The sequence below is a fragment of the Nitrincola iocasae genome, from assembly GCF_008727795.1.
GTDB classification, from domain to species: domain Bacteria; phylum Pseudomonadota; class Gammaproteobacteria; order Pseudomonadales; family Balneatricaceae; genus Nitrincola; species Nitrincola iocasae.
Window position 1 is genome coordinate 950,946 of record NZ_CP044222.1, and the last position, 19,742, is coordinate 970,687.

16 protein-coding genes are annotated in these 19,742 nt (G+C 51.0%); 9 read left to right on the top strand and 7 right to left on the bottom strand.

Features of this window, described 5'->3' with window-relative positions; all coding sequences use genetic code 11:
• Positions 1 to 63 precede the first annotated feature (63 nt).
• Positions 64 to 1,119, top strand: coding sequence for an efflux RND transporter periplasmic adaptor subunit (locus tag F5I99_RS04510; RefSeq protein ID WP_151053849.1), 1,056 nt, complete (start codon positions 64 to 66; stop codon positions 1,117 to 1,119).
• The gene (locus F5I99_RS04515) at positions 1,119 to 4,160 is read left to right on the top strand and encodes an efflux RND transporter permease subunit (RefSeq protein ID WP_151053850.1); all 3,042 of its coding nucleotides are present in this window, start codon (positions 1,119 to 1,121) and stop codon (positions 4,158 to 4,160) included. The genes F5I99_RS04510 and F5I99_RS04515 overlap by 1 nt, the downstream gene beginning before the upstream one ends.
• 1 nt (position 4,161) lies before the next feature.
• Here the strand turns inward: F5I99_RS04515 and F5I99_RS04520 are convergent, their stop codons facing one another.
• Together F5I99_RS04520 and F5I99_RS04525 are read right to left on the bottom strand one after the other, a co-directional pair.
• Positions 4,162 to 7,212 carry an efflux RND transporter permease subunit gene (locus F5I99_RS04520; protein WP_151053851.1) on the bottom strand — a complete coding sequence of 1,017 codons (3,051 nt, stop codon included), beginning with the start codon at positions 7,210 to 7,212 and terminating at the stop codon, positions 4,162 to 4,164.
• A 1-nt stretch (position 7,213) separates the two neighbouring features.
• Positions 7,214 to 8,317 carry an efflux RND transporter periplasmic adaptor subunit gene (locus F5I99_RS04525; RefSeq protein WP_151053852.1) on the bottom strand — a complete coding sequence of 368 codons (1,104 nt, stop codon included), beginning with the start codon at positions 8,315 to 8,317 and terminating at the stop codon, positions 7,214 to 7,216.
• Between the two features lie 170 nt (positions 8,318 to 8,487).
• Here F5I99_RS04525 and F5I99_RS04530 point away from each other — a divergent pair, with 170 nt between their 5' ends.
• A complete protein-coding gene (locus F5I99_RS04530; protein WP_151053853.1) occupies positions 8,488 to 9,417 on the top strand; it encodes an exopolyphosphatase in 930 nt (309 codons plus the stop codon).
• A gap of 172 nt (positions 9,418 to 9,589) precedes the next feature.
• Here the strand turns inward: F5I99_RS04530 and F5I99_RS04535 are convergent, their stop codons facing one another.
• Positions 9,590 to 10,147, bottom strand: a complete 558-nt coding sequence (locus F5I99_RS04535) for a DUF1415 domain-containing protein (RefSeq protein ID WP_151053854.1) — start codon at positions 10,145 to 10,147, stop codon at positions 9,590 to 9,592.
• A gap of 400 nt (positions 10,148 to 10,547) precedes the next feature.
• On the opposite strand from F5I99_RS04535, the gene F5I99_RS04540 reads away from it, so the two are divergent.
• Together F5I99_RS04540 and F5I99_RS04545 are read left to right on the top strand one after the other, a co-directional pair.
• The gene (locus F5I99_RS04540; protein WP_151053855.1) at positions 10,548 to 12,764 is read left to right on the top strand and encodes a YgiQ family radical SAM protein; all 2,217 of its coding nucleotides are present in this window, start codon (positions 10,548 to 10,550) and stop codon (positions 12,762 to 12,764) included.
• A gap of 553 nt (positions 12,765 to 13,317) precedes the next feature.
• Positions 13,318 to 13,527 carry a cold-shock protein gene (locus F5I99_RS04545; protein ID WP_036520985.1) on the top strand — a complete coding sequence of 70 codons (210 nt, stop codon included), beginning with the start codon at positions 13,318 to 13,320 and terminating at the stop codon, positions 13,525 to 13,527.
• 77 nt (positions 13,528 to 13,604) lie between these two features.
• Here the strand turns inward: F5I99_RS04545 and F5I99_RS04550 are convergent, their stop codons facing one another.
• Positions 13,605 to 13,949 (bottom strand): hypothetical protein, encoded by a 345-nt coding sequence (locus tag F5I99_RS04550; protein ID WP_225307553.1) that lies wholly within the window; start codon positions 13,947 to 13,949, stop codon positions 13,605 to 13,607.
• A 151-nt stretch (positions 13,950 to 14,100) separates the two neighbouring features.
• Here F5I99_RS04550 and F5I99_RS04555 point away from each other — a divergent pair, with 151 nt between their 5' ends.
• Positions 14,101 to 14,547, top strand: coding sequence for a flavodoxin (locus F5I99_RS04555; RefSeq protein ID WP_151053856.1), 447 nt, complete (start codon positions 14,101 to 14,103; stop codon positions 14,545 to 14,547).
• A 45-nt stretch (positions 14,548 to 14,592) separates the two neighbouring features.
• Here the strand turns inward: F5I99_RS04555 and nfsA are convergent, their stop codons facing one another.
• The 3 genes from nfsA to F5I99_RS04570 are packed head-to-tail and all read right to left on the bottom strand — an operon-like array spanning position 14,593 to position 17,789.
• Positions 14,593 to 15,333, bottom strand: coding sequence for an oxygen-insensitive NADPH nitroreductase (gene nfsA / locus F5I99_RS04560; RefSeq protein ID WP_151053857.1), 741 nt, complete (start codon positions 15,331 to 15,333; stop codon positions 14,593 to 14,595).
• An 18-nt stretch (positions 15,334 to 15,351) separates the two neighbouring features.
• Positions 15,352 to 16,248 (bottom strand): ribose-phosphate pyrophosphokinase, encoded by an 897-nt coding sequence (locus tag F5I99_RS04565; protein WP_151053858.1) that lies wholly within the window; start codon positions 16,246 to 16,248, stop codon positions 15,352 to 15,354.
• Positions 16,248 to 17,789: a thymidine phosphorylase family protein gene (locus F5I99_RS04570; protein WP_151053859.1), complete on the bottom strand. Its 1,542-nt coding sequence runs from the start codon at positions 17,787 to 17,789 to the stop codon at positions 16,248 to 16,250. Before F5I99_RS04570 ends, F5I99_RS04565 begins: the two co-directional genes overlap by 1 nt.
• 149 nt (positions 17,790 to 17,938) lie before the next feature.
• Here F5I99_RS04570 and F5I99_RS04575 point away from each other — a divergent pair, with 149 nt between their 5' ends.
• The 3 genes from F5I99_RS04575 (at position 17,939) to F5I99_RS04585 (ending at position 19,733) form a co-directional block, all read left to right on the top strand.
• Positions 17,939 to 18,277, top strand: coding sequence for a 4a-hydroxytetrahydrobiopterin dehydratase (locus tag F5I99_RS04575; protein WP_151053860.1), 339 nt, complete (start codon positions 17,939 to 17,941; stop codon positions 18,275 to 18,277).
• A gap of 81 nt (positions 18,278 to 18,358) precedes the next feature.
• On the top strand, positions 18,359 to 19,213 hold the full coding sequence (gene purU / locus F5I99_RS04580) for a formyltetrahydrofolate deformylase (RefSeq protein WP_151053861.1): 855 nt from the start codon (positions 18,359 to 18,361) through the stop codon (positions 19,211 to 19,213).
• 106 nt (positions 19,214 to 19,319) lie between these two features.
• Positions 19,320 to 19,733 (top strand): CBS domain-containing protein, encoded by a 414-nt coding sequence (locus tag F5I99_RS04585; protein WP_151053862.1) that lies wholly within the window; start codon positions 19,320 to 19,322, stop codon positions 19,731 to 19,733.
• The last annotated feature ends 9 nt before the right edge of the window (positions 19,734 to 19,742 follow it).

The window sequence follows — 19,742 nt, forward strand, 5'->3', positions numbered from 1 at the left end:
GCTGTCATAGTATAGCGCCTTCAATCAGGTTTTTTTAGGGGTAGTGTTCAAGAGGAAAGATAAATGTTCAGATTACTGATACTTGCATCAGCCCTTTTTATTCTGTTTGGCTGCAATGATTCACATACCGAGCAACAGACACTGACGGTCCCGCTGGTGAGGTTATTGCAGATAAGTCCTGACTCTACTATAGCTGAGCGTTATTTTCCGGCGCGCCTGGAGGCTGCTCAGGCGGCTGATTTGTCATTTCAGGTGTCGGGAAAACTAGTGTATTTTCCTGTTATCAAGGGTGATCAGGTTCGTGAGGGAGAATTGATCGCTGGACTGGATCAGACTGACTATCAATTGCTGTTGGAATCAACCCGTGTAGCCTATGCACAAGCCGAACGTGATCTGAACAGGTTAGAACAATTACGCAGTCAGAACCATGTTTCACAAGCGCAACTGGATGAAGCTCGCACAGTTTATGATCGCGCGACTGTTGAACTGGATCGTGCCAAACAAAATCTAATTTATACCGAAATATTTGCCCCCTATGATGCACTGATTGCCGATCGCATGGCGGATAAATTTACTCAGTTAGCCGCAGGTACACCGCTAGTGCGTATTCAGGATCTAAGCCGCATTAAGGTAGAAATAGCGGTACCTGAAATGTTATTGCCGCAGGTACAGGATCCTGCCGGTTACTATGTCACAGCTACATTACCATCAGTGCCGGATCGGCAGTTTGAGCTGAGCTTTAAAGAATATGCCACTGAGCCAGACCCCCGATCACGTACCTATCGAGTCACCTTCGATATGGAAAATCCAGCCGATTTGCGCTTGTTACCTGGCATGAGTGCAACAGTTCGGGTGGCCCTCATGCAAGATAAAGACCCATTACCTGTGCTGCCCTTGCAGACACTGGTGGGTGAAGGCGATCAAACCCGAGTGTTTGTGTATGATCCAGACACTAAGCAGGTAGAACAGCGCGCTGTAGAAACGGGACGGTTAATGGCCGAAGGTATAGAAATTCTGCAGGGAATCCAGCGGGGAGAATGGGTGGTTGCAACTGGCGCCGGTTTTCTGAGTGACGGTATGCAGGTCCGAGTGGATATGGGCCCACAGGAGTCGCGCTGATGGATATTGCACGTGCGTCGATTGATAAGTCGGTCAATACCTGGTTGTTGGTTTTGATCTGTCTAATAGGGGGGATTTGGGCCGTGTTGACGTTGCCGCAACTGGAAGATCCCGAGTTTACCATCAAGGAAGCGATTATTTTGACTCCTTATCCAGGTGCATCGGCCAGGGAGGTAGAGCAGGAAGTTACGGATCAATTAGAAATTGCTCTGCAAGAGATGCCACAACTGAAGCGCCTTACATCCCGCTCAATGCCGGGGCTGTCCGAAATAACGGTTGAAATCAAAGATGCCTTTCGCTCGGATGATCTGCCTCAGGTCTGGGATGAGTTGCGCCGCAAAGTACAAGATACCCAGCCTAATTTGCCGCCTGGCGCAGGGCCTTCGCGTGTGAATGATAGTTTTGGCGACGTTTTCGGCCTGTATTATGCAGTGACGGCACCTGGATTCGAAGTGGCTGAACTGCGTGATTTTGCCCGTGAATTACGCCGGGTTGCACTACGCGTTCCGGGGGTTGCCAAGGTGGTGATCAACGGTGAGCGTGATGAGCGTATTCTTGTTGAAATTCCCCAGACGGTTTTGATTCAGTTGGGGTTGAGTCCGGAACAGCTGGCCGGACGCCTGCAGCTACAGAATGCGGTCATTGATGCCGGGCGCCAGACCCTCGATGACTTGGCGGTACGAGTTGTTCCTACGGGTGAACTTGACAGTCTGGAGCAGATACGTAACTTATTTATTACCACACCATCTGGCGATACCTTGCGCTTGGGCGATGTGGCTGTCATCTCGCGTGATTATCATGAACAACCCCGGCAGTTAATCCGCTTTGCCGGTGAAGATGCCGTCACCATTGGGATCGCCGCGACAGGTGATAGCAATATTGTTGAAGTGGGTCATGCAGTGGAGGCCGCGCTCACTGGGCATATGGCAGAGCTGCCGCTGGGTGTGTCTCTGCAACCCATCTACCAACAGCATCATATCGTAGAACGCTCACTGAATGCGTTTATGCTCAATTTGCTCATGTCTGTGTCGATTGTGATTCTGGTGCTTTGTCTGTTTCTAGGCTGGCGTGCCGGGGTCGTGGTGGGCAGCGCATTGTTGCTAACGGTCACCGGAACACTTCTTCTGATGAAAATAACCGGTTTACAGATGCAGCGTGTTTCACTGGGTGCGTTAATTATAGCTATGGGCATGTTGGTAGATAATGCCATTGTTATTGCCGAAGGCATGTTGGTGAGGATGCAGCAGGGGCGCAGTGCACGAGATGCAGCTAGCGGTATTGCTGGACAGACGCAGATGCCTTTATTAGCCGCTACTATTATTGGCATTCTGGCATTTTCCGGAATAGGCCTGTCACAGGATGTCACTGGTGAATATACCCTGTCCCTGTTTGTGGTGATTGGATTGTCATTGCTGCTGAGTTGGATTTTGGCGATTACCGTTGTCCCTTTGCTGGCCAGCCTGTTGTTTGTCAGCCAAACCGAAGGCACCGCAACACCTGCTCCGGCTGTAGGTTCGTCAGGATACCGTGGTCTGTTATTACGGGTACTGCGTCATCGTCGTGTAACTTTGCTGGGATTGCTGGGATTCACCGGTATCAGTTTTATTGCCTTTACTCAGGTGCCGCAGATGTTCTTTCCCAATGCACAGACAGAGGTGTTCTATGTCAATTACTGGCGTGAGCAGGGTACAGATATCCGCGCGACTGACCGTGATTTGGCAGCATTGAGTAACTTTGTCAGTAAGTTGGAAGGTGTAGAACAGGTGACCAGCGTGGTCGGGATGGGCGCTGCACGGATGATGCTGGTGTATCAACCGGAACGCACCAATCCAGCCTATGGCCAGTTGATTATCACCGCCAGTTCAACACAACAGATTGAGCAATTGTCCCTGCAGATAGAGACAGAGTTGCAGCAATACCCACAGGCTCAGGCTTGGGTAGAGCGGGTTCGTTTGGGGCCTGGCAAGGGTGCACCTGTTCAGGCACGTTTTAAAGGTGAGGATCCGCAGGTGTTGCGACAACTGGCGGAAGCAGCCAAGCAGGTATTTCGTGACAGTCAGCGTTTAACGCATCTACGTACCGACTGGCGTCAGCCTGAGCGCGTGATCGTGCCGCATTTGGCCGATGATCGCGCCAGTGTACTGGGTGTAAGTCGTCAGGATCTGGCTCAATCACTGTCAATGATTACTACCGGGCAAACACTTGGATTGTACCGTGAGGGGGATCGTCTGATTCCGCTGTTGTTGCGCGCACCGGACAATGAGCGAGGCCGGGCAACACAGCTGCAGGATCGTATGATCTGGAGTCGGGCAGCAGATCACTTCGTGCCCGCCAGCGAAGTAGTCGACCGTTTTGAAACCCGACAGGAAGAGGCGCTAATATTGCGACGTGATATGCAACGCACGCTCACGGTCAGTGCTGACCCTTTGCCAGGGGTGAATGTGGCTGCGGCATTTGCTGAGCTTCGAGGAGATATTGAATCCCTGGCTCTGCCACCGGGTTATCAACTGGAATGGGGTGGTGAGTATGAAAGCTCCGGTGATGCCCAGCGGGCTTTGGCAAGCCAACTGCCCTTGAGCCTTCTGGTGATGATGCTGATCTCAATACTGCTGTTTGCACGAATAAAACAACCCTTGATTATCTGGCTTTGTGTGCCCATGGCTATTTGTGGCGTGTCTTGGGGCTTGCTAATAACCGGTATGTCATTTGGTTTTATGGCGCTGTTGGGAATGCTCAGTTTGTCAGGCATGTTGATTAAAAATGCCATTGTGCTGGTTGATGAAATTGATCAGCGTATTGCTCAGGGCGAGCCACCTGCCAAGGCGCTGGTCGACGGCAGTGTTTCACGTCTCCGACCGGTCGTTCTGGCGGCAATTACCACTATTCTGGGCATGCTGCCACTGGCATTTGATGTGTTTTTTGCCGATATGGCCGTGACCATCATGAGCGGACTAGCCTTCGCGACGCTGTTGACGTTACTGGCGGTGCCGGCCTTGTACAGCCTGTTTTTCCGTATTCATCAACCATCAGCCGAGAGCTAAATCAGCGCTTTAGTACTTTGGTGCCCAGCAATAGCATGCAGGGCGTCAGCAGTAGCGTCAGTAGTGTGGCGAACGCCAGACCTCCGGCGATAGCACTGGAGAGTTGTGTCCACCATTGCGTGGAGGGGGCACCGAAGCCCAGGCTTGGCTCTAGCAGATTAACATTTACACCCAGTACCATCGGCATTAGCCCCAGAATAGTGGTGATGGCGGTCAGCAGGACCGGGCGTAGACGTAGCACACCCGTTTCCAGTGCAGCGGTGTAAGCGCTCATGCCTTCCTGCCGCAGTGTATTGTAGGTATCTATCAAAATAATATTATTGTTGACCACGATACCAGCCAGCGCAATGATGCCCATGCCTACCATCACAACGCCAAAGGATTGGCCGTTGATCAGCAATCCCAGCAATACGCCAGCAGTGGAGAATACCACGGCAGACAAAATCAAAGCCGTCTGGTAAAAACTGTTGAACTGTACCAGTAGAATCAGCAGCATCAGCAAAATGGCCACAATGAAGGCTGAGATAAGAAACTGTGAGGCTTCTTGTTGGTCAGCATCTTCGCCACCAGTGCGTATCTGAACGCCTTCGGGTAGCTGGTCAAAGTGGCTGTTGAGGGCAGTGAGTCGTTCATCCAGTTGGAAGCCTTCGGCCAAGTCAGCCTGGAGTGTCAGAGTCCGCACACCATCCACACGGTGTAGGTTGCCTATACGCGGAGCCGGTTCCAGATTGACAAAATGGATCAATGGCACCTGACCGCGGCTGGTGTTGATGGTCAGACGTGAGAGCTGGTCCACAGAGCGCCAGTCTTCGGGTAGTCTTACGCGGATATCAACCTCATCGGTAGCATCTTCCGGACGGTAGGTGGCCAGCATCAGGCCATTTGTAACCAGTTGTACCGCATTACCTACACTCATTACATCCGCCCCCATACGGGCGGCGGCTTCGCGGTCTACTTGCAGTCGCCACTCAATACCGGGTAGTGTACGGTCATCTTCTATATCTACGAAGCCACCCAGTTCTTGCATCAGAGTTCTGATCTGGATTACTGCCTGCTCTGTCAGTTGCGGATCATTGGCGCTGATCATCAGCTCAACTGGCTTGCCTTCTCCTGGTCCCATATCCTGCTTGCGAAATTCCAGTTCGATACCGTGAATATCCTGGGTCAGTTCACGCAGGGATTGAATAACGGCCTCGGATGGGCGGCGTTGGTGCCAGCCGACCAGGCGGAACTGTAAAATACCTATGACGTCGGTGCCCATCTGCATAGAAGGCATAGCAAAACTGCGTGCATAAATTGATTCGACCTCCGGGTAGTGATTCAGGCGGGCTTCTATCCGTTGCAGCAGGCTGTCTTTTTCATACACGGAAAGGTCGCCTCGTGCCCGGACTTGTAGCTGCAAGGTTTCTGGTTCGATATCCGGAAAGAACTCAACTCCGTGATTGAAACGACCATAGGCTGTATAAATCAGTGCGATGAGTAGCAGCATGCCCAGCAGGGTCAGCCAGGGGGCCTTGAGCAAGGTTGCTAACAGACTCCGGTAGGCATGAGTAAAAAAGCCTGCTTGAGTTTCTTCCTTGGGTACGTGACCTGAGAGTACGCCACCCATGGTCGGCAGAAAGATCAGCGCCATGGCCAGAGAGGCTAGCAGGCAAAGAATCACTGTGGCAGGCAGGTACTTCATAAACTCACCGACCACGCCGGGCCAGAACAGTAGTGGGAAAAATACTGATAGGGTGGTGGCGGTGGAGGCAATAATCGGCCAGCTCATTCGCGTGGCGGCGCCTATCCAGGCTTCTTTAGGTGCTTGACCTTCACGTAGATTACGATCGGCCAGTTCGCTGACCACTATGGCCCCGTCAACCAGCATGCCTGCCACCAGAATCAGTGAGAAGAGCACAATAATATTCAGCGTGTAGCCGACGGCCCAGACCATCAGAATACCGGTTAAAAATGCTCCAGGAATGGTTAGTCCCACCATAATCGCTGATTTCAGGCCCATGGTGGCAATGATCAGCATCAACACCAGCACCACGGCGGTCAACACGTTGTTGAGCAACTCATCCAGCATTATCCGGACCTCATCGGACTGGTCCATGATGTAATCGACGCTGATGTCGTCCGGCATCTGTGCACGGGCCTGCTCAACCAATTCGCGAACCTGGGTATTGGTATCGATGATATTGGCACCGGCACGCTTGCTGATTTCCAGCACAATACCTGGCTGGCCGTTGATGCGGGCAAAACCGGAAGGATCTTTGAAGGTGCGTTGCAGCAGGGCAATGTCGGCAAAGGTGATGACTGTATTACCGTCAACTTTTACCGGCATATTGAGTACATCATCCAGATTTTCGATGATACCGGGTACTTTCATCGACATGCGCCCGGCCCCTGTGTCCAGGCTACCTGCAGCTACCAGACGGTTGTTGCGAGAGACCAGGTTAAATAACTGGGTGTAATCTATCTGGTAGCTGTCTAGTACCTGGGGATCAACAATGATTTCCAGCAGATCTTCGCGGTCACCGCCAATATCCACTTCAAGCACTTCGGGAATGCCTTCAATTACCTGTTTCAGACGTCGCGCCATGTACACCAGTTCAGTTTCAGATACCGGGCCAGACAGAGCAACGGACAGTACCGGGAATAGGGCGACATTAATTTCATGAACACTGGGTTCATCGGCCTCTGAGGGTAGGTTTGACCGGGCGGTATCCACTTTTTCGCGGACGTTTTGCAGCGCGCTCTGAGGATCGAAACCAGCATCAAACTCGAGCATCACCGATGCATGGCCTTCGCTGCTGGTTGAGGTCATTTTCTTGACCCCTTCCAGTGAGCGCAGTTCCTGTTCCATCGGACGGATAAGTAGTCGCTCGCCATCTTCTGGACTGATGCCTTCAAGACTCATCGAGACATACATCATCGGAATGACGACATCCGGGTTGGCTTCTTTAGGAATAGCCTGATATGCCGCCAGTCCGCCAAGCATCAAAAAAACAAACAGGGTCAGGGTGGCGCGGCTACGAAGCAGCGCAGCACGGATTATTGCCTCCATATCAGTCTGACTCCACTGGAACAGCTTTAACCTGCTCCCCTTCACTGACAAAGCCTGCGCCCTGGGTGATCAGATCAATCTGGGGGGGCAAGCCACTGACCCAGACGCCACTGGTATCCAAACTGAGAATCTGCACAGGCATAAACACCATAATCTCCTCATTGTTGATGAGGTAGACACCGGTCTGACCCTTGTTGTCCAGTGCCAGCAGCGCGGGTGAGAATCTGTGAGCTGTCTGACTGGGCAGCAAAATGCTAATGGTGGCACTGGCGCCAGCTACGCGGTGTAATTGCGGATTATCAATTTGCGCTTCAATGCGATAACTGCGCGTGGCGCTGTCGGCTACATGGGCGACAAAGCTGATTTCTCCCGTCAGTTGGTCACCATCCAGAAGCCGGGCTTCAGTGACCAGGCCTTCGGACAATTCGCTGACCTTCTGTTGCGGAATATGTGCAGTCAGCTTCAGGGTGCGGGTATCGGCCAGGCTTGCCAGGGCATCACCTGGCTGGACGCTATTACCTACCTCAATTGGCAGGGATTCAATAAAACCATCAAAAGGTGCTCTGATTTTTGTATGTTGCAGTTCCATGCTCACCCGGTCACGTTCAGCACGGGCGCTGGCAACTATGGCCTGCTGGTTTAACAGTGCGGTTTCAGAGGACAGATTCTGGTTTGTCAGGCGTTCGGTTGCTCGCAGATTGGCTTCAGCAACCCGCAAGTCTGCTTCGGCTCGCTGTAGCTGGGCCTGACGATCTTCCTGATCCAATGAAATAATCAGATCACCAGCGTTGACGGCCTGACCCTGACGCACATGCCAGGCCTCGACTTGGCTATTGATGCGACTTGTCAGGGTGCTCTGCCGGTAAGGTTCCAACTGACCTTGCACTTGGAAACTAGGGTGGTAAGTGCTGGCTTGCAGTTGCTGTACTTCTACAACCGGACGTTCAGTTTCCTGGGGGCTGGGTATGAATTCAGGTTCATCCGTGGCGAGTGAATACACTGAACCACTTAATAACCAAATCGCCAGTAAGGCGGCTAGCAACAGGGCTAATGCAAGCGAAAAATGTGATGAACGTAGTTTGATCAAAGATGATGAAAAAGCCATGGAAAGGTGTCCCTATATCCGGTCAGGCAGCAGCCTACAGCATAGCAAGTTGCTGCAAGGTACGAAACGCTTGAAAAGAGAGTTTATTAGGCATAACGGTTCCTATTTCACAGGTTTGCGGGTATGTTTTGTGCAAACTTGAAGATTAATTGGTTGGAGGTCAAATTCTCATGACAGCTCAAAAGTTTCGCCTGGTCACGCGTAGTGATTTTGATGGCTTGGTTTGCGCCGTATTACTGAAGCATCTGGACCTGATTGACGATATCAAATTTGTACATCCCAAAGATATGCAGGACGGCAGTATCGCTATTTCCACCACCGATATCTCAACTAACCTGCCCTATGTTGACGGGGTGTATCTGGCATTTGATCACCATCTGTCTGAAACCCTGCGTAATGAGAAACGCGACAATCATATTATTGACCCAGATGCGCCTTCAGCCGCACGTGTGGTGTGGAAATACTACGGTGCCCACGAAGCCTTCCCGCCTGAGTGGGATGAAATGATGGATGCCGTAGATAAAGGTGATTCGGCGCAGTTTGAACCAGAAGAAGTGCTGAATCCTCAGGGCTGGCCCTTATTGAACTTTTTGATGGATGCACGAACCGGGCTAGGGCGTTTTCGTGAGTTCCGTATTTCCAATTACAACCTGATGATGGATTTGATTGATTACTGTAAAAATCACAATATCGATGAAATCATTGCTTTGCCGGATGTCAAAGAGCGTGTAGATCTGTATTTTGAGCAGGAAACCAAGTTCAAAGAGCAGATTAAGCGTTGTGCAACGGTTCACGGCAATTTGGTGGTATTGGATCTGCGCAATGAAGAGACAATATATGCTGGTAACCGCTTCATGATTTATGCGCTCTTCCCGCAGTGCAATATTTCTATCCATGTCCTTTGGGGTTTGAAGCAGCAGAACACCGTGTTTGCTACGGGTAAATCCATTTTTGATCGCAGTTCAAAAACCAATGTTGGCGAACTGATGCTGAAATACGGTGGCGGTGGGCATCAGGCGGCAGGTACCTGTCAGGTTGCCAACGATCAGGCTGAAACGGTTCTTAACGAGCTGATTGCGCAGATTAATCAGGACGGTTGAGGTTTCGGCTACCTGGTTATCCAGCTATTGGGCTAATGGGCCGGGTCAGACAGATCCGATCCCCTCAGCCCTCACCAACTTGGGTGCCAGAGTAAAGTTGGTTTGGCATCAGTGCTTCGTGTGCAGACGTTACTGTGACGTGCAAGCGCTCAGTAATGTCTGAGACTAGAGGCTAAAGCCATGGGAAGAGTGCTCGTCGTTCTTCTTCATTCAATTCACCCACACGTCGGATATTGCGTTCAGGTATGCCTTCAGCATCAGGATGGCGCTCAATCGCATCAGCGACACTCGCCTCTCTGAGCAGATGTAGTAGTGGGAAAGGCGCTCTGTTGGTCAGATTTTCGGCATCGTCAGACTGGGTGCCGCCAAACTGATAGTGCGGATGAAAACTGGCAACCTGATACTGATCTACACGATCAACTGAGACAAGGCACGCATCCGCCAGATCCAGAAAATCATTGTAATCAAGAAAATCTGGCCAGAGGTTCGGAAATGCCAGAATCGTCGTTTCCAGCGTTTCAGGCTGGCTTGCATCAAGACCTTCCAACTCTTCAACCATTAGCGCCAGCGCCGCCTCCTCGGTTGCAACCGTGCTGACCCGTATGCGTATCAGCCCTTCTCGATAAGGCTTGTGTGCAAATGGACATAGATTAAGCCCTATCACCACCTGCTCCAGCCATTGTTGCACCAGCTCGGTTGCCTGCGGGATATCCTGCGTTGATACTGCCATGTCGAGAAAAGCCCCTGCTATAAAAAGACATTGTAACGTAAATGATATTTTGCTGTTATTGAAACACGAAACTTGAGTTATAGAACCCCACAGTCAGCTGCCAAATCCATATTTGTCTGCTATGTGGACTGGCACGGGGTTTCAGCGGGGTGGTGGTATCACTTTGTTGTGACCGTCTGCCGCCAGGACGGCGGCAGTCGAGCGGCCATGGACGGCGAAAAGCGTGTTACACCAAAGAGATACCACTACCCCAGCAAGGCACATACCCGCACACCCCAACCTGGCACCTGCTTAGTGCGTCATCCCAAAGCAATCCCTCCGCCGCCTATTCGACAATAGTGGGTGTTCTGCGCCATTTTCTGTTACTATTTTTGGTCGAATTTCACGCAATGAGCTTTACATGAACCAGGTATTCACTCCGATCCACACACGCCCTGCATTCCGGCAAAATAAAACCAAAGCGGCACCTTTTTTACCCATGAGCCGCCAGGAAATGCAGCAGTTGGGCTGGGAGTGTTGTGACATTATTCTGGTCACGGGTGATGCTTATGTGGATCATCCGTCATTCGGTATGGCCATTATTGGGCGCCTGTTGGAAGCGCAGGGGTTTCGTGTCGGTATTATCGCTCAGCCTGATTGGCACTCGTCTGAGGCCTTCAAAACACTGGGCAAGCCTGCACTGTTTTTTGGCATCGCCGCGGGCAATATGGATTCGATGATCAATCGCTATACTGCTGATCGCAAAATCCGTTCTGATGATGCCTATACACCGGGCAATGTCGCTGGCAAGCGACCGGATCGTGCCAGTATTGTCTACAGCCAGCGCTGTCGTGAAGCCTATAAAGATGTGCCGCTGGTGCTTGGCGGCATCGAAGCATCACTGCGTCGTATCGCCCATTATGATTACTGGCAGGATAAAGTCCGCCGCTCTATTTTACTGGATTCACGTGCAGATCTGCTGCTTTACGGTAATGCGGAACGCGCCATAGTTGAGGTGGCACATCGCCTGGCAGCCGGTGAGGCTATCGATAGCCTGCGTGATATTCGTGGTACCGCCTTTGTGCGCAAGGATACTCCGGAAAACTGGATGGAAATCGATTCAACCCGTATTGACCGTCCAGGAAAAATCGACAAAATAATCAATCCTTACGTCAATACCCGTGATCTGCCGCAGTGTGAAATCGAGCAGCGCGGTGGCGGTGAAAGCGCCGAAATGGATGCGGAAGATGATGTGCAGGTTTTGCATATTGAACCCCGCGTGCGTCTGGATCGTAGCAAAACTGTTATACGTATTCCGTCATTTGAGAAAGTCAGCAAGGACCCGGTGCTCTATGCTCACGCCAGCCGGGTACTGCATCTGGAAACCAATCCAGGTAATGCACGTGCGTTGGTGCAACTGCATGGTGATCAGGAAGTCTGGCTGAATCCACCGCCAATTCCCTTGACCACAGATGAAATGGATTATGTTTTTGATCTGCCCTATGCCCGTGTGCCGCATCCGCTGTATGGCAAGGCCGAGATTCCGGCTTACAAGATGATTCGTTTCTCAGTCAATATCATGCGTGGCTGCTTTGGTGGCTGTACCTTCTGCTCTATTACGGAACATGAAGGGCGGATTATTCAGAATCGTTCGCAAACCTCGATCATTAAAGAGATTGAACAGATTCGTGACAAGGTACCGGGTTTTACCGGGGTGATTTCAGATCTGGGTGGTCCAACGGCCAATATGTATCGCATCGCCTGTAAAACTACCGAAATAGAAGCGGCTTGTCGCAAACCCTCCTGTGTTTATCCGGGTATTTGTAACAATCTGAATACCGACCATTCAGCGCTGACGCAGTTATACCGGGATGCACGTAAGCTCAAAGGGGTGAAAAAAATCCTCATAGCCTCAGGGTTGCGTTATGACCTGGCGATTGAAGATCCGGAGTACGTACGTGAACTGGTGACTCATCATGTTGGCGGCTATTTGAAAATCGCACCGGAGCACACAGAACAGGGTCCGCTGGATAAAATGATGAAGCCGGGTATCGGCAGTTACGATACCTTCAAGAAGATGTTTGAGCGTTTTTCCAAAGAAGCGGGTAAAGATCAGTATCTGATTCCCTATTTTATTGCTGCACATCCCGGTACCACCGATACGGATATGCTTAATCTGGCGCTCTGGCTGAAAACCAACGGTTTTAAAGCCGACCAGGTGCAGGCTTTTTATCCCTCACCTATGGCTACCGCGACAGCGATGTACCATACCGGGCGCAATCCCTTGCGGCGCCTTTCCTATAAGAAAAGTGCTGAGAAGGTGGACAGCGTTAAAGGTGAAAGACAACGTCGTCTGCATAAAGCGTTTTTACGCTGGCATGATCCAGAAAACTGGCCGCTGCTGCGTGAAGCACTTAATTCGATGGGGCGTGCCGATTTGATCGGTCCGGGTGAGCAGCAATTAATACCTGATGAGGAGGTTGCCGAAGCTTATCCAGGCTCGCGCCGCAACAATGCGCCGCGCATGGCGCGCGCTGTTAAAGGTAAACTCTTGACCCAGCATACCGGGTTGCCACCGCGTTCTCATAAGGTGACAAAAAACCACAAGCCAGCGATAGCGGGGCGCCGGAAGGGATAAAATTTTTACAAAAATCCGCAATTATTAACCTTTTCAACGTTGTAATTCGTTGGAACAGGTGTATAGTTATTTTTATCAACAGCTTCCCGGTAAGTCGTTGTGCTTCGAATTGCAGCCTGTCTGTAAATGTTTTGACCGGGTTACCAGCCTTGATGCTGGATTAGAGTTATAGAAAATTTGATGCAAGTTATAACATGCGGACTGCGGTTCGCCACTGATCGGAACACACCACTCCGATCCATATACTCACAAAGCAGCAAGCAGCTTAGGCTGATTCGCTCACTTCCTCGTTTGAACACTACTCAATCGATTACTCAGTTTTTTCCTCGTCAGGATGGCATCATCCTCGGGAAATCTTTGTGTGTAACCTTGCAGCCTTTATCCGTTCAATCGGAAACAGATTCTGAGATGCTGGCTCTTTAAGTCAGCGTCTCTAACCAGTGTTCAGTGTATTCGGAAATGTCCGGGTACAGGAACAGAAACGAGACCGGATAATCCGGTCTTTTGAAAGAATGCCAATTGATGGCAAATACGTAAAAGAAAGAGGCAAGACATGTCACAGCTAGTTACCGGTACCGTAAAATGGTTCAACGATGAGAAAGGATTCGGTTTTATCCAGCAGGAGAACGGTCCGGATGTATTCGTACACTTCCGTGCAATCAACGGCAATGGTCGTCGTACACTGCATGAAAACCAGCAGGTAACTTTTGAAGTTACCCAGGGCCAGAAAGGTCCTCAGGCTGAGAACGTATCTATCGTCTGATTTCAGACTAAGATAGTACCTTCTGACGGCGGACCCACGGGTCCGCCGTCTTGTTTTCTAGCGTTACAAACCAGGCTTTATTGCGATTTTTCCGAGGCTTTTTCCAGTCGCCTGATGATTTCAAGGTAACGCGGTGTCGGACCGATATCTTCATACACAGGGTCGCCATCTTCTTCACGGATAACCCGTGCCCCCGGTCGGTAGGGCATGCGTGCTTCAATCTCCTGCAGCAGAGTTTGAAACAGGGCGGGCCCAAGTTCATCCAGTGACACAGCATACACCTCACAAAGTGCCTGTAGCCTGAAAAGGTCTTCCTGATGGATTGGCAGGGTGACAGATTGCTGTCCCTTGCGCTCAGTCGCGTGGCGTTCCAGCTTTAGTAGCAGGGCACTGAAATAATCGTCTGGCATGGTTTCTAGCATGGTCTCTATCTCCGGCAAGCAGGTAACCTGACTAACAGGATAGCGTAAATTCAGTTCCCTGTGTAAAAACCCTGAATCTTCACCGTGTTAAGTGGCGATACTATCGATTATCATGCCTGTAAATCAGTAAATTTTAATAAAGGGGAGTGATATGGCGAGTGTGATCTTCGCAGTAGGTTCTGTCTACGGCAACAGTACGTCAGTTGCCGAAGAGTGTGCCGAGGTACTGCGCAGTGCTGACCATGAAGCCGAGATATATTCCAATGCAACGCTGGATGATCTGCTGGCTCATCCGCAAGCCGTACTAATTATCTGCACCTCCACAACCGGTCAGGGAGAACTGCCTGATAATATCTATGCGCTGGTAAGTGAGTTGCGTGAACAGTTTCCACTGATGCCTGAGCGTCGCTATGGTGTTATTGCGTTGGGCGATAGCTCTTATGATACTTTTGCCGATGCCGGGCGTCAGTGTGATGAGTTGCTGCAAGAGCTGCAGGCACAGCGTATCGGCGAGGTTTTATATATCGATGCCTGCGAAACAGCGGACCCGGAAGGGGTGGCTGTAGAATGGATGAAGACCTGGATGCAGGCGCTTTAATAGGATCAGGTCACGACAGTATGACGCTGCCGTGACCCAGAGGTTTTAGCGTTTTAGAAAGCCTTTGCTGTGCAGAAAATCGAGCATGTGTGGACGCGCCTCTTTTACCAGCATACCGGAAATCTGCTCACTCCAGCTCATCTCCTTGGTACCCCCTGTGCGGCTGCGGTAGTATTCTCTGACCCTTAGATCATATTCACGAATACTGTCAGCATCTGTGCTGTCATCATAGACATCCTGTTTTAACACTACAGAGAGAGGCAAGCGTGGTTTGGTTTCCGGGTCCTGGTCCGGATAGCCGATACACATGCCGAACACCGGATAGACCAGTTCAGGCAGCCCCAGCAACTCGGAAACCCGTGCTATCTGGTTACGAATGCCACCGATATAGACTACGCCGAGTCCCAGGGACTCGGCCGCTATGGCACAGTTTTGGGCAAACAGCCCGCAGTCCACCGTTGCGGTAATAAACTGCTCGGTGAAGCCGCTCAACATATCAGCCTGATGCATGTCACATACCAGTTTGTGTCGTTGCATATCGGCACAGAACACCAGAAATATCGGAGCCGTGGCGACGTAAGCCTGATTTCCGGCACATTCCGCCAGCTGTTCGCGCTTGTGCTCATCGGTGACCTGAATCACTGTGCAGGCCTGAATGAAGCTGGAGGTGGCTGCCGCCTGTCCTGCTTCGATAATTGCATTGATCCAGTCTGGTGAAATTGTCTGCTGAGTGAATTTGCGAATGGATCGGTGTTGTTTGAGTAGCTCAAGGGTTGGATTTGTCATAGTGGATCCTGAATGGGTTTACGACTTGGAAAGGTCTGACTGTAACTGGCGGATAGTGGCTGCCAGCGCACCACTGGTCTCAATCTGGTTGCTGATATGTGGAATGCAGTCAGTGGTGACTACCTGTGCTTTCTCACTTAATTGTGCATAGGCACTACCGGCAAAAATACCATGCACCCCTATCGCGGTGGTGCGTGGCAGTCCTGCTCGATCCAGGTGAGCAATGGTTTCCAGCATGGTGCGGCCACTGGAAATGATATCATCAACCAGTACCGGCTGGTGGTCGTGATAGGGGGCCAGTTCCGGCAGGGAAACGGACACCTGGTAATCACCAAAGCGCTCTTTCTCTAATATCTGAAAGGGGGCGTTGGCCAGTTCGGCAACATGAGACACCCACTGTTCACTTTCACTGTCTGGTCCGATCAGCACAGGATTGGCAATGTGCTGCTGGATCCAGGTGGCAATCAAGGGGGCCGCTGACACCACCTCGGTTGGTATTGTGTAGATCTCTGATAGACTGGCATAGCGATGCAGATGGGGATCAATAGTAATCAATCCGTCAAATGCCTGTGACAGTAATCGTGCAAACGGCACTGAGCTGACGCATTCGCCCTCATGAAAGCGTTTATCCTGGCGCATATACGCCAGATAGGGGGTCACCAGTATAACCTGGCTGGCTCCCAGTTCATGTAGCGTGTCCGCCAAAAACAGTAAGCGCAGCAGCTTGTTATCAGGATGGAACAGGTTGCAGAACACCACACAAGGGCGGCTCTGACAGGAGTCATGTATACGCACATAACTTTCACCATCCGGGAAGTGGCGCATTTCCAGCGTGCCAGCTTCAGCCGACAAGGTTGTGCAAATTTGTGCAGCCAGTGCCGCATCTGAGTCGAGGTTGTAGAAGAGTGTAGTCATCAATGTTTTTCCTTGTCTCTGCGTTCGGCGCCTAAACAGATAATATCGGTATGCTCACCGAGATAGTCCACCGCGTAGTTCAGTTCTCCAACGCTCTCTGCATGAATAGTCAGCAGGGGGGTTCCGGCAGTCACTGGCTGCCCCAGATGTACATGCATATCAACGCCTGCAGCCGGATCGGCAGGTGCTCCGGCAAGTTTTGCAACTTTGGATAGCTGGCGATTATCTATATTAGTCACTATGCCGCTTGCTTTGGCAATCAGGGCATAACGATAAGGAGCTAGGGGTGGGGTCTTCATGCCGCCCTGTGCAGCACAGATAGCCATGAATTTGTTCCAGGCAGCCCCTGAAATCAATGTTTTCATCGCCAGATCAATTCCTTCATCTGGTGCCAGGTCTTTGACCATTTCCAGCATGGCGCCAGCAATCAGCACGGCTCTGTCACGAAGGTCGCTGGGAGAATCAGCCAGGTTTTGAAGCACCGCCAGGATATCCCTGGCTTCCAGGGCTGGCCCAATACCATGACCAACAGGTTGTGAGCCATCGGTGAATAGTACCCGGATTTTCAGGTCAAGATTGGCGGCCACGGCTTCAAAACTGGCGGCAAGCTTGTCGGCAGCTTCCTGGCTGCGCACTTTGGCCGTCGGTCCGACCGGAATGTCGATCAGCACATGCGTAGCACCCGCCGCAATTTTTTTCGACAGTACGGACGCAATTAACTGCCCCTCACTGTCGATATCCAGAGCACGTTCCACTTGTATCAATAGGTCATCAGCCGGACTAAGACGTACTGAACCACCCCAGGCCAGGCATCCACCGACACGCCTGACAACATCACGCATTTGATCCAGTGACAGGCTGACATTGGTGAGGGTTTCCATGGTATCTGCAGTCCCTGCAGGGGAGGTGATAGCGCGGGATGAGGTTTTTGGTATGGTGATGCCGCAGGCTGTCAATATGGAAATCACAATGGGTGTGGTGCGATTACCTGGCAACCCACCGACGCAGTGCTTGTCCAGTACCACCGGCAATTTCCAGTCAATTCGGCTACCAGAGTCAACCATGGCACGCGTGAGCGAGGTGATTTCCTCATCATCGAGCTTGTCATCACCGCAAGCGGTGATAAATGCTGCCAAATGTACTTCAGCGTACTGACCGTCAACAATATCGGTGATAATGTCACTGAATTGCGCATCACTCAGGCGGTGCCCATAAACCTTGGCACGCACGTGCGACAGAGAGTTTATCGGGCGAGGGTGGGATAACCACACCGGTGCCCCAGGCTCGACTTTGAAACGGCGCCATGCGACCTCTGAGAAGCCCACCTCATCATCACTGATCAGATCGCTGGTGATGATGTTCAAAGAAGCAATGATGCATTTATCGGCATGACTGCTTGCTAGAATGCGCGATAGGCTTTCGAAGCCTTCGGACCGGCATACCGGGCTTTCAGCACGCAAGTAAAGTGTCGGCTCATGGTGTGTATCAATGCCCATGCGACGGGCTCGCAAGGGTGCCATGCGTTCAGGTACAAAATTCATATTGAGGAACTATCCTTTATTCAAATGGCACCAATATAGAAAACAATGCCGGTTAAATGAAAGTAGATACCGAATTTATCCTTTAGTAAAGACGACCTCACAGAGGTTAGCAACGCAACCAGGGCAATCAATACAATGAGGAGAGTCTAATGAAAGATCAACAGTGTAACTTCTGTAGAAGCGATGCGCCAAAGCTTAGCGCCGAACAAGCTCAATCTGAGATGCGCGTTATTCCGGACTGGAGCCTGATGAATGACACGGATGAGCTTAAGCTGAAGCGTGAATTCAGTTTTCCCGACTTTGCCAGCGCGCTGGCTTTTACTAATCGTGTTGGCGCCTTTGCTGAGTCGATCGGTCACCACCCGGATATACTCACCCGTTGGGGGCTGGTGGAGGTGGTCTGGTACACTCACAAAATCGGGGGGGTGCAGCAGGGCGATTTTCTGAGTGCTATTGAAACGGAATTACTTTATCAGCGTGAAAACTGATCCAGGCCATAACGGAAGGTTCGCTGTTGCGGTTGTTCCTGCTAAGATATGCGCGTGTTTAATTTGCGGGAATTTTAAATCATGGAACGCCGTTTTCGATTGGTACTCTCCTGTCCGGATCGGGTGGGCATTGTCTCAATGGTCAGTAACTTCATCTCCAGTCACGGTGGCTCCATTGCGGATGCTAACCAGCACTCTGACCCAGTCTCAGGCTGCTTTTTTATGCGTGTGGAAATCAGTGCAGCGACTTTACCCTTTAGCCTGGACGCGCTGAAAGAAGCTTTTACACCCATCGCCAATTCTTTTAGTATGGATTGGGAAATACAGGATTCCAATCGACCCAAACGGATAGTATTGATGGCCAGTCGCGAGTCACACTGCCTTGCTGACTTGCTGTATCGTTACCATAGTGATGAACTTTTCTGTGAAATACCCTGTGTGATTTCTAATCATGACAAGCTGCGCAGCATGGTGGAATGGCATGGCATTCCTTACCATCATGTGCCGGTCGATCCTGATAATAAACAGGCACACTTTAATCAGGTGGAAAAACTGATTCTGGAGCATGATGCCGATGCGGTGGTTCTTGCACGCTATATGCAGATATTGCCAGCGGGTATGTGTGCCCATTTTCCGCACCGTATTATCAATATCCACCACAGCTTTCTGCCGTCTTTCGCCGGGGCGCGCCCTTACCATCAGGCCCATGAACGTGGGGTTAAGTTAATCGGGGCCACCTGTCATTATGTGACTGAGGATCTGGATGCCGGACCGATCATTGATCAGGATGTCACTCGGATCAGTCACCGTGATCACCCTGAAGAAATGGTCAGGCTCGGACGTGATGTAGAAAAAGCGGTGTTAGCGCGGGGGTTACGCTGGCATCTCGAAGATCGGGTGCTGGTGCACGGCAATAAAACCATTGTGTTTGCCTGATCCGTCCGACATTACGTCGGGCTCTTTAAAAAATACGCTACACTTACAATTAGACGGGACAAATACAAAGTTGTCTTGAAGAGTCGGCCAACAGAGGATAACGACAATGCATAGATCTGTTAAAGCTCAGGATTATATGGCGGGTAAATTGGTCTCTTTTTTTCCGGAAATGGATCTTTTTCGTGCCTTGATGGTTCTGCGTGAATACAAACTGTCAGCCGCTCCGGTAGTCAATGCTGACGGGGATCTTGTAGGACTACTCTCAGAAGTGGATGGCTTGCGTGCCATTCTCAGCCAAACCTATCATGAAGAAGAAATGGGCAGTGGCGGCAAGGTGGGAGACTACATGTCGCGGGATGTGGATACCATCAGGCATGATGCGGATATTATATTTGTCTCCAGAACTTTTATTGATAAAGGACGTCGTTGTCTGCCGGTTGTTAAAGCCGGTAAACTGATCGGCATGATTTCACGTGCTGATGTGTTGCGTGCTGTGGAAGATTTTGCCAATGATGGTTAATTGCGGCTG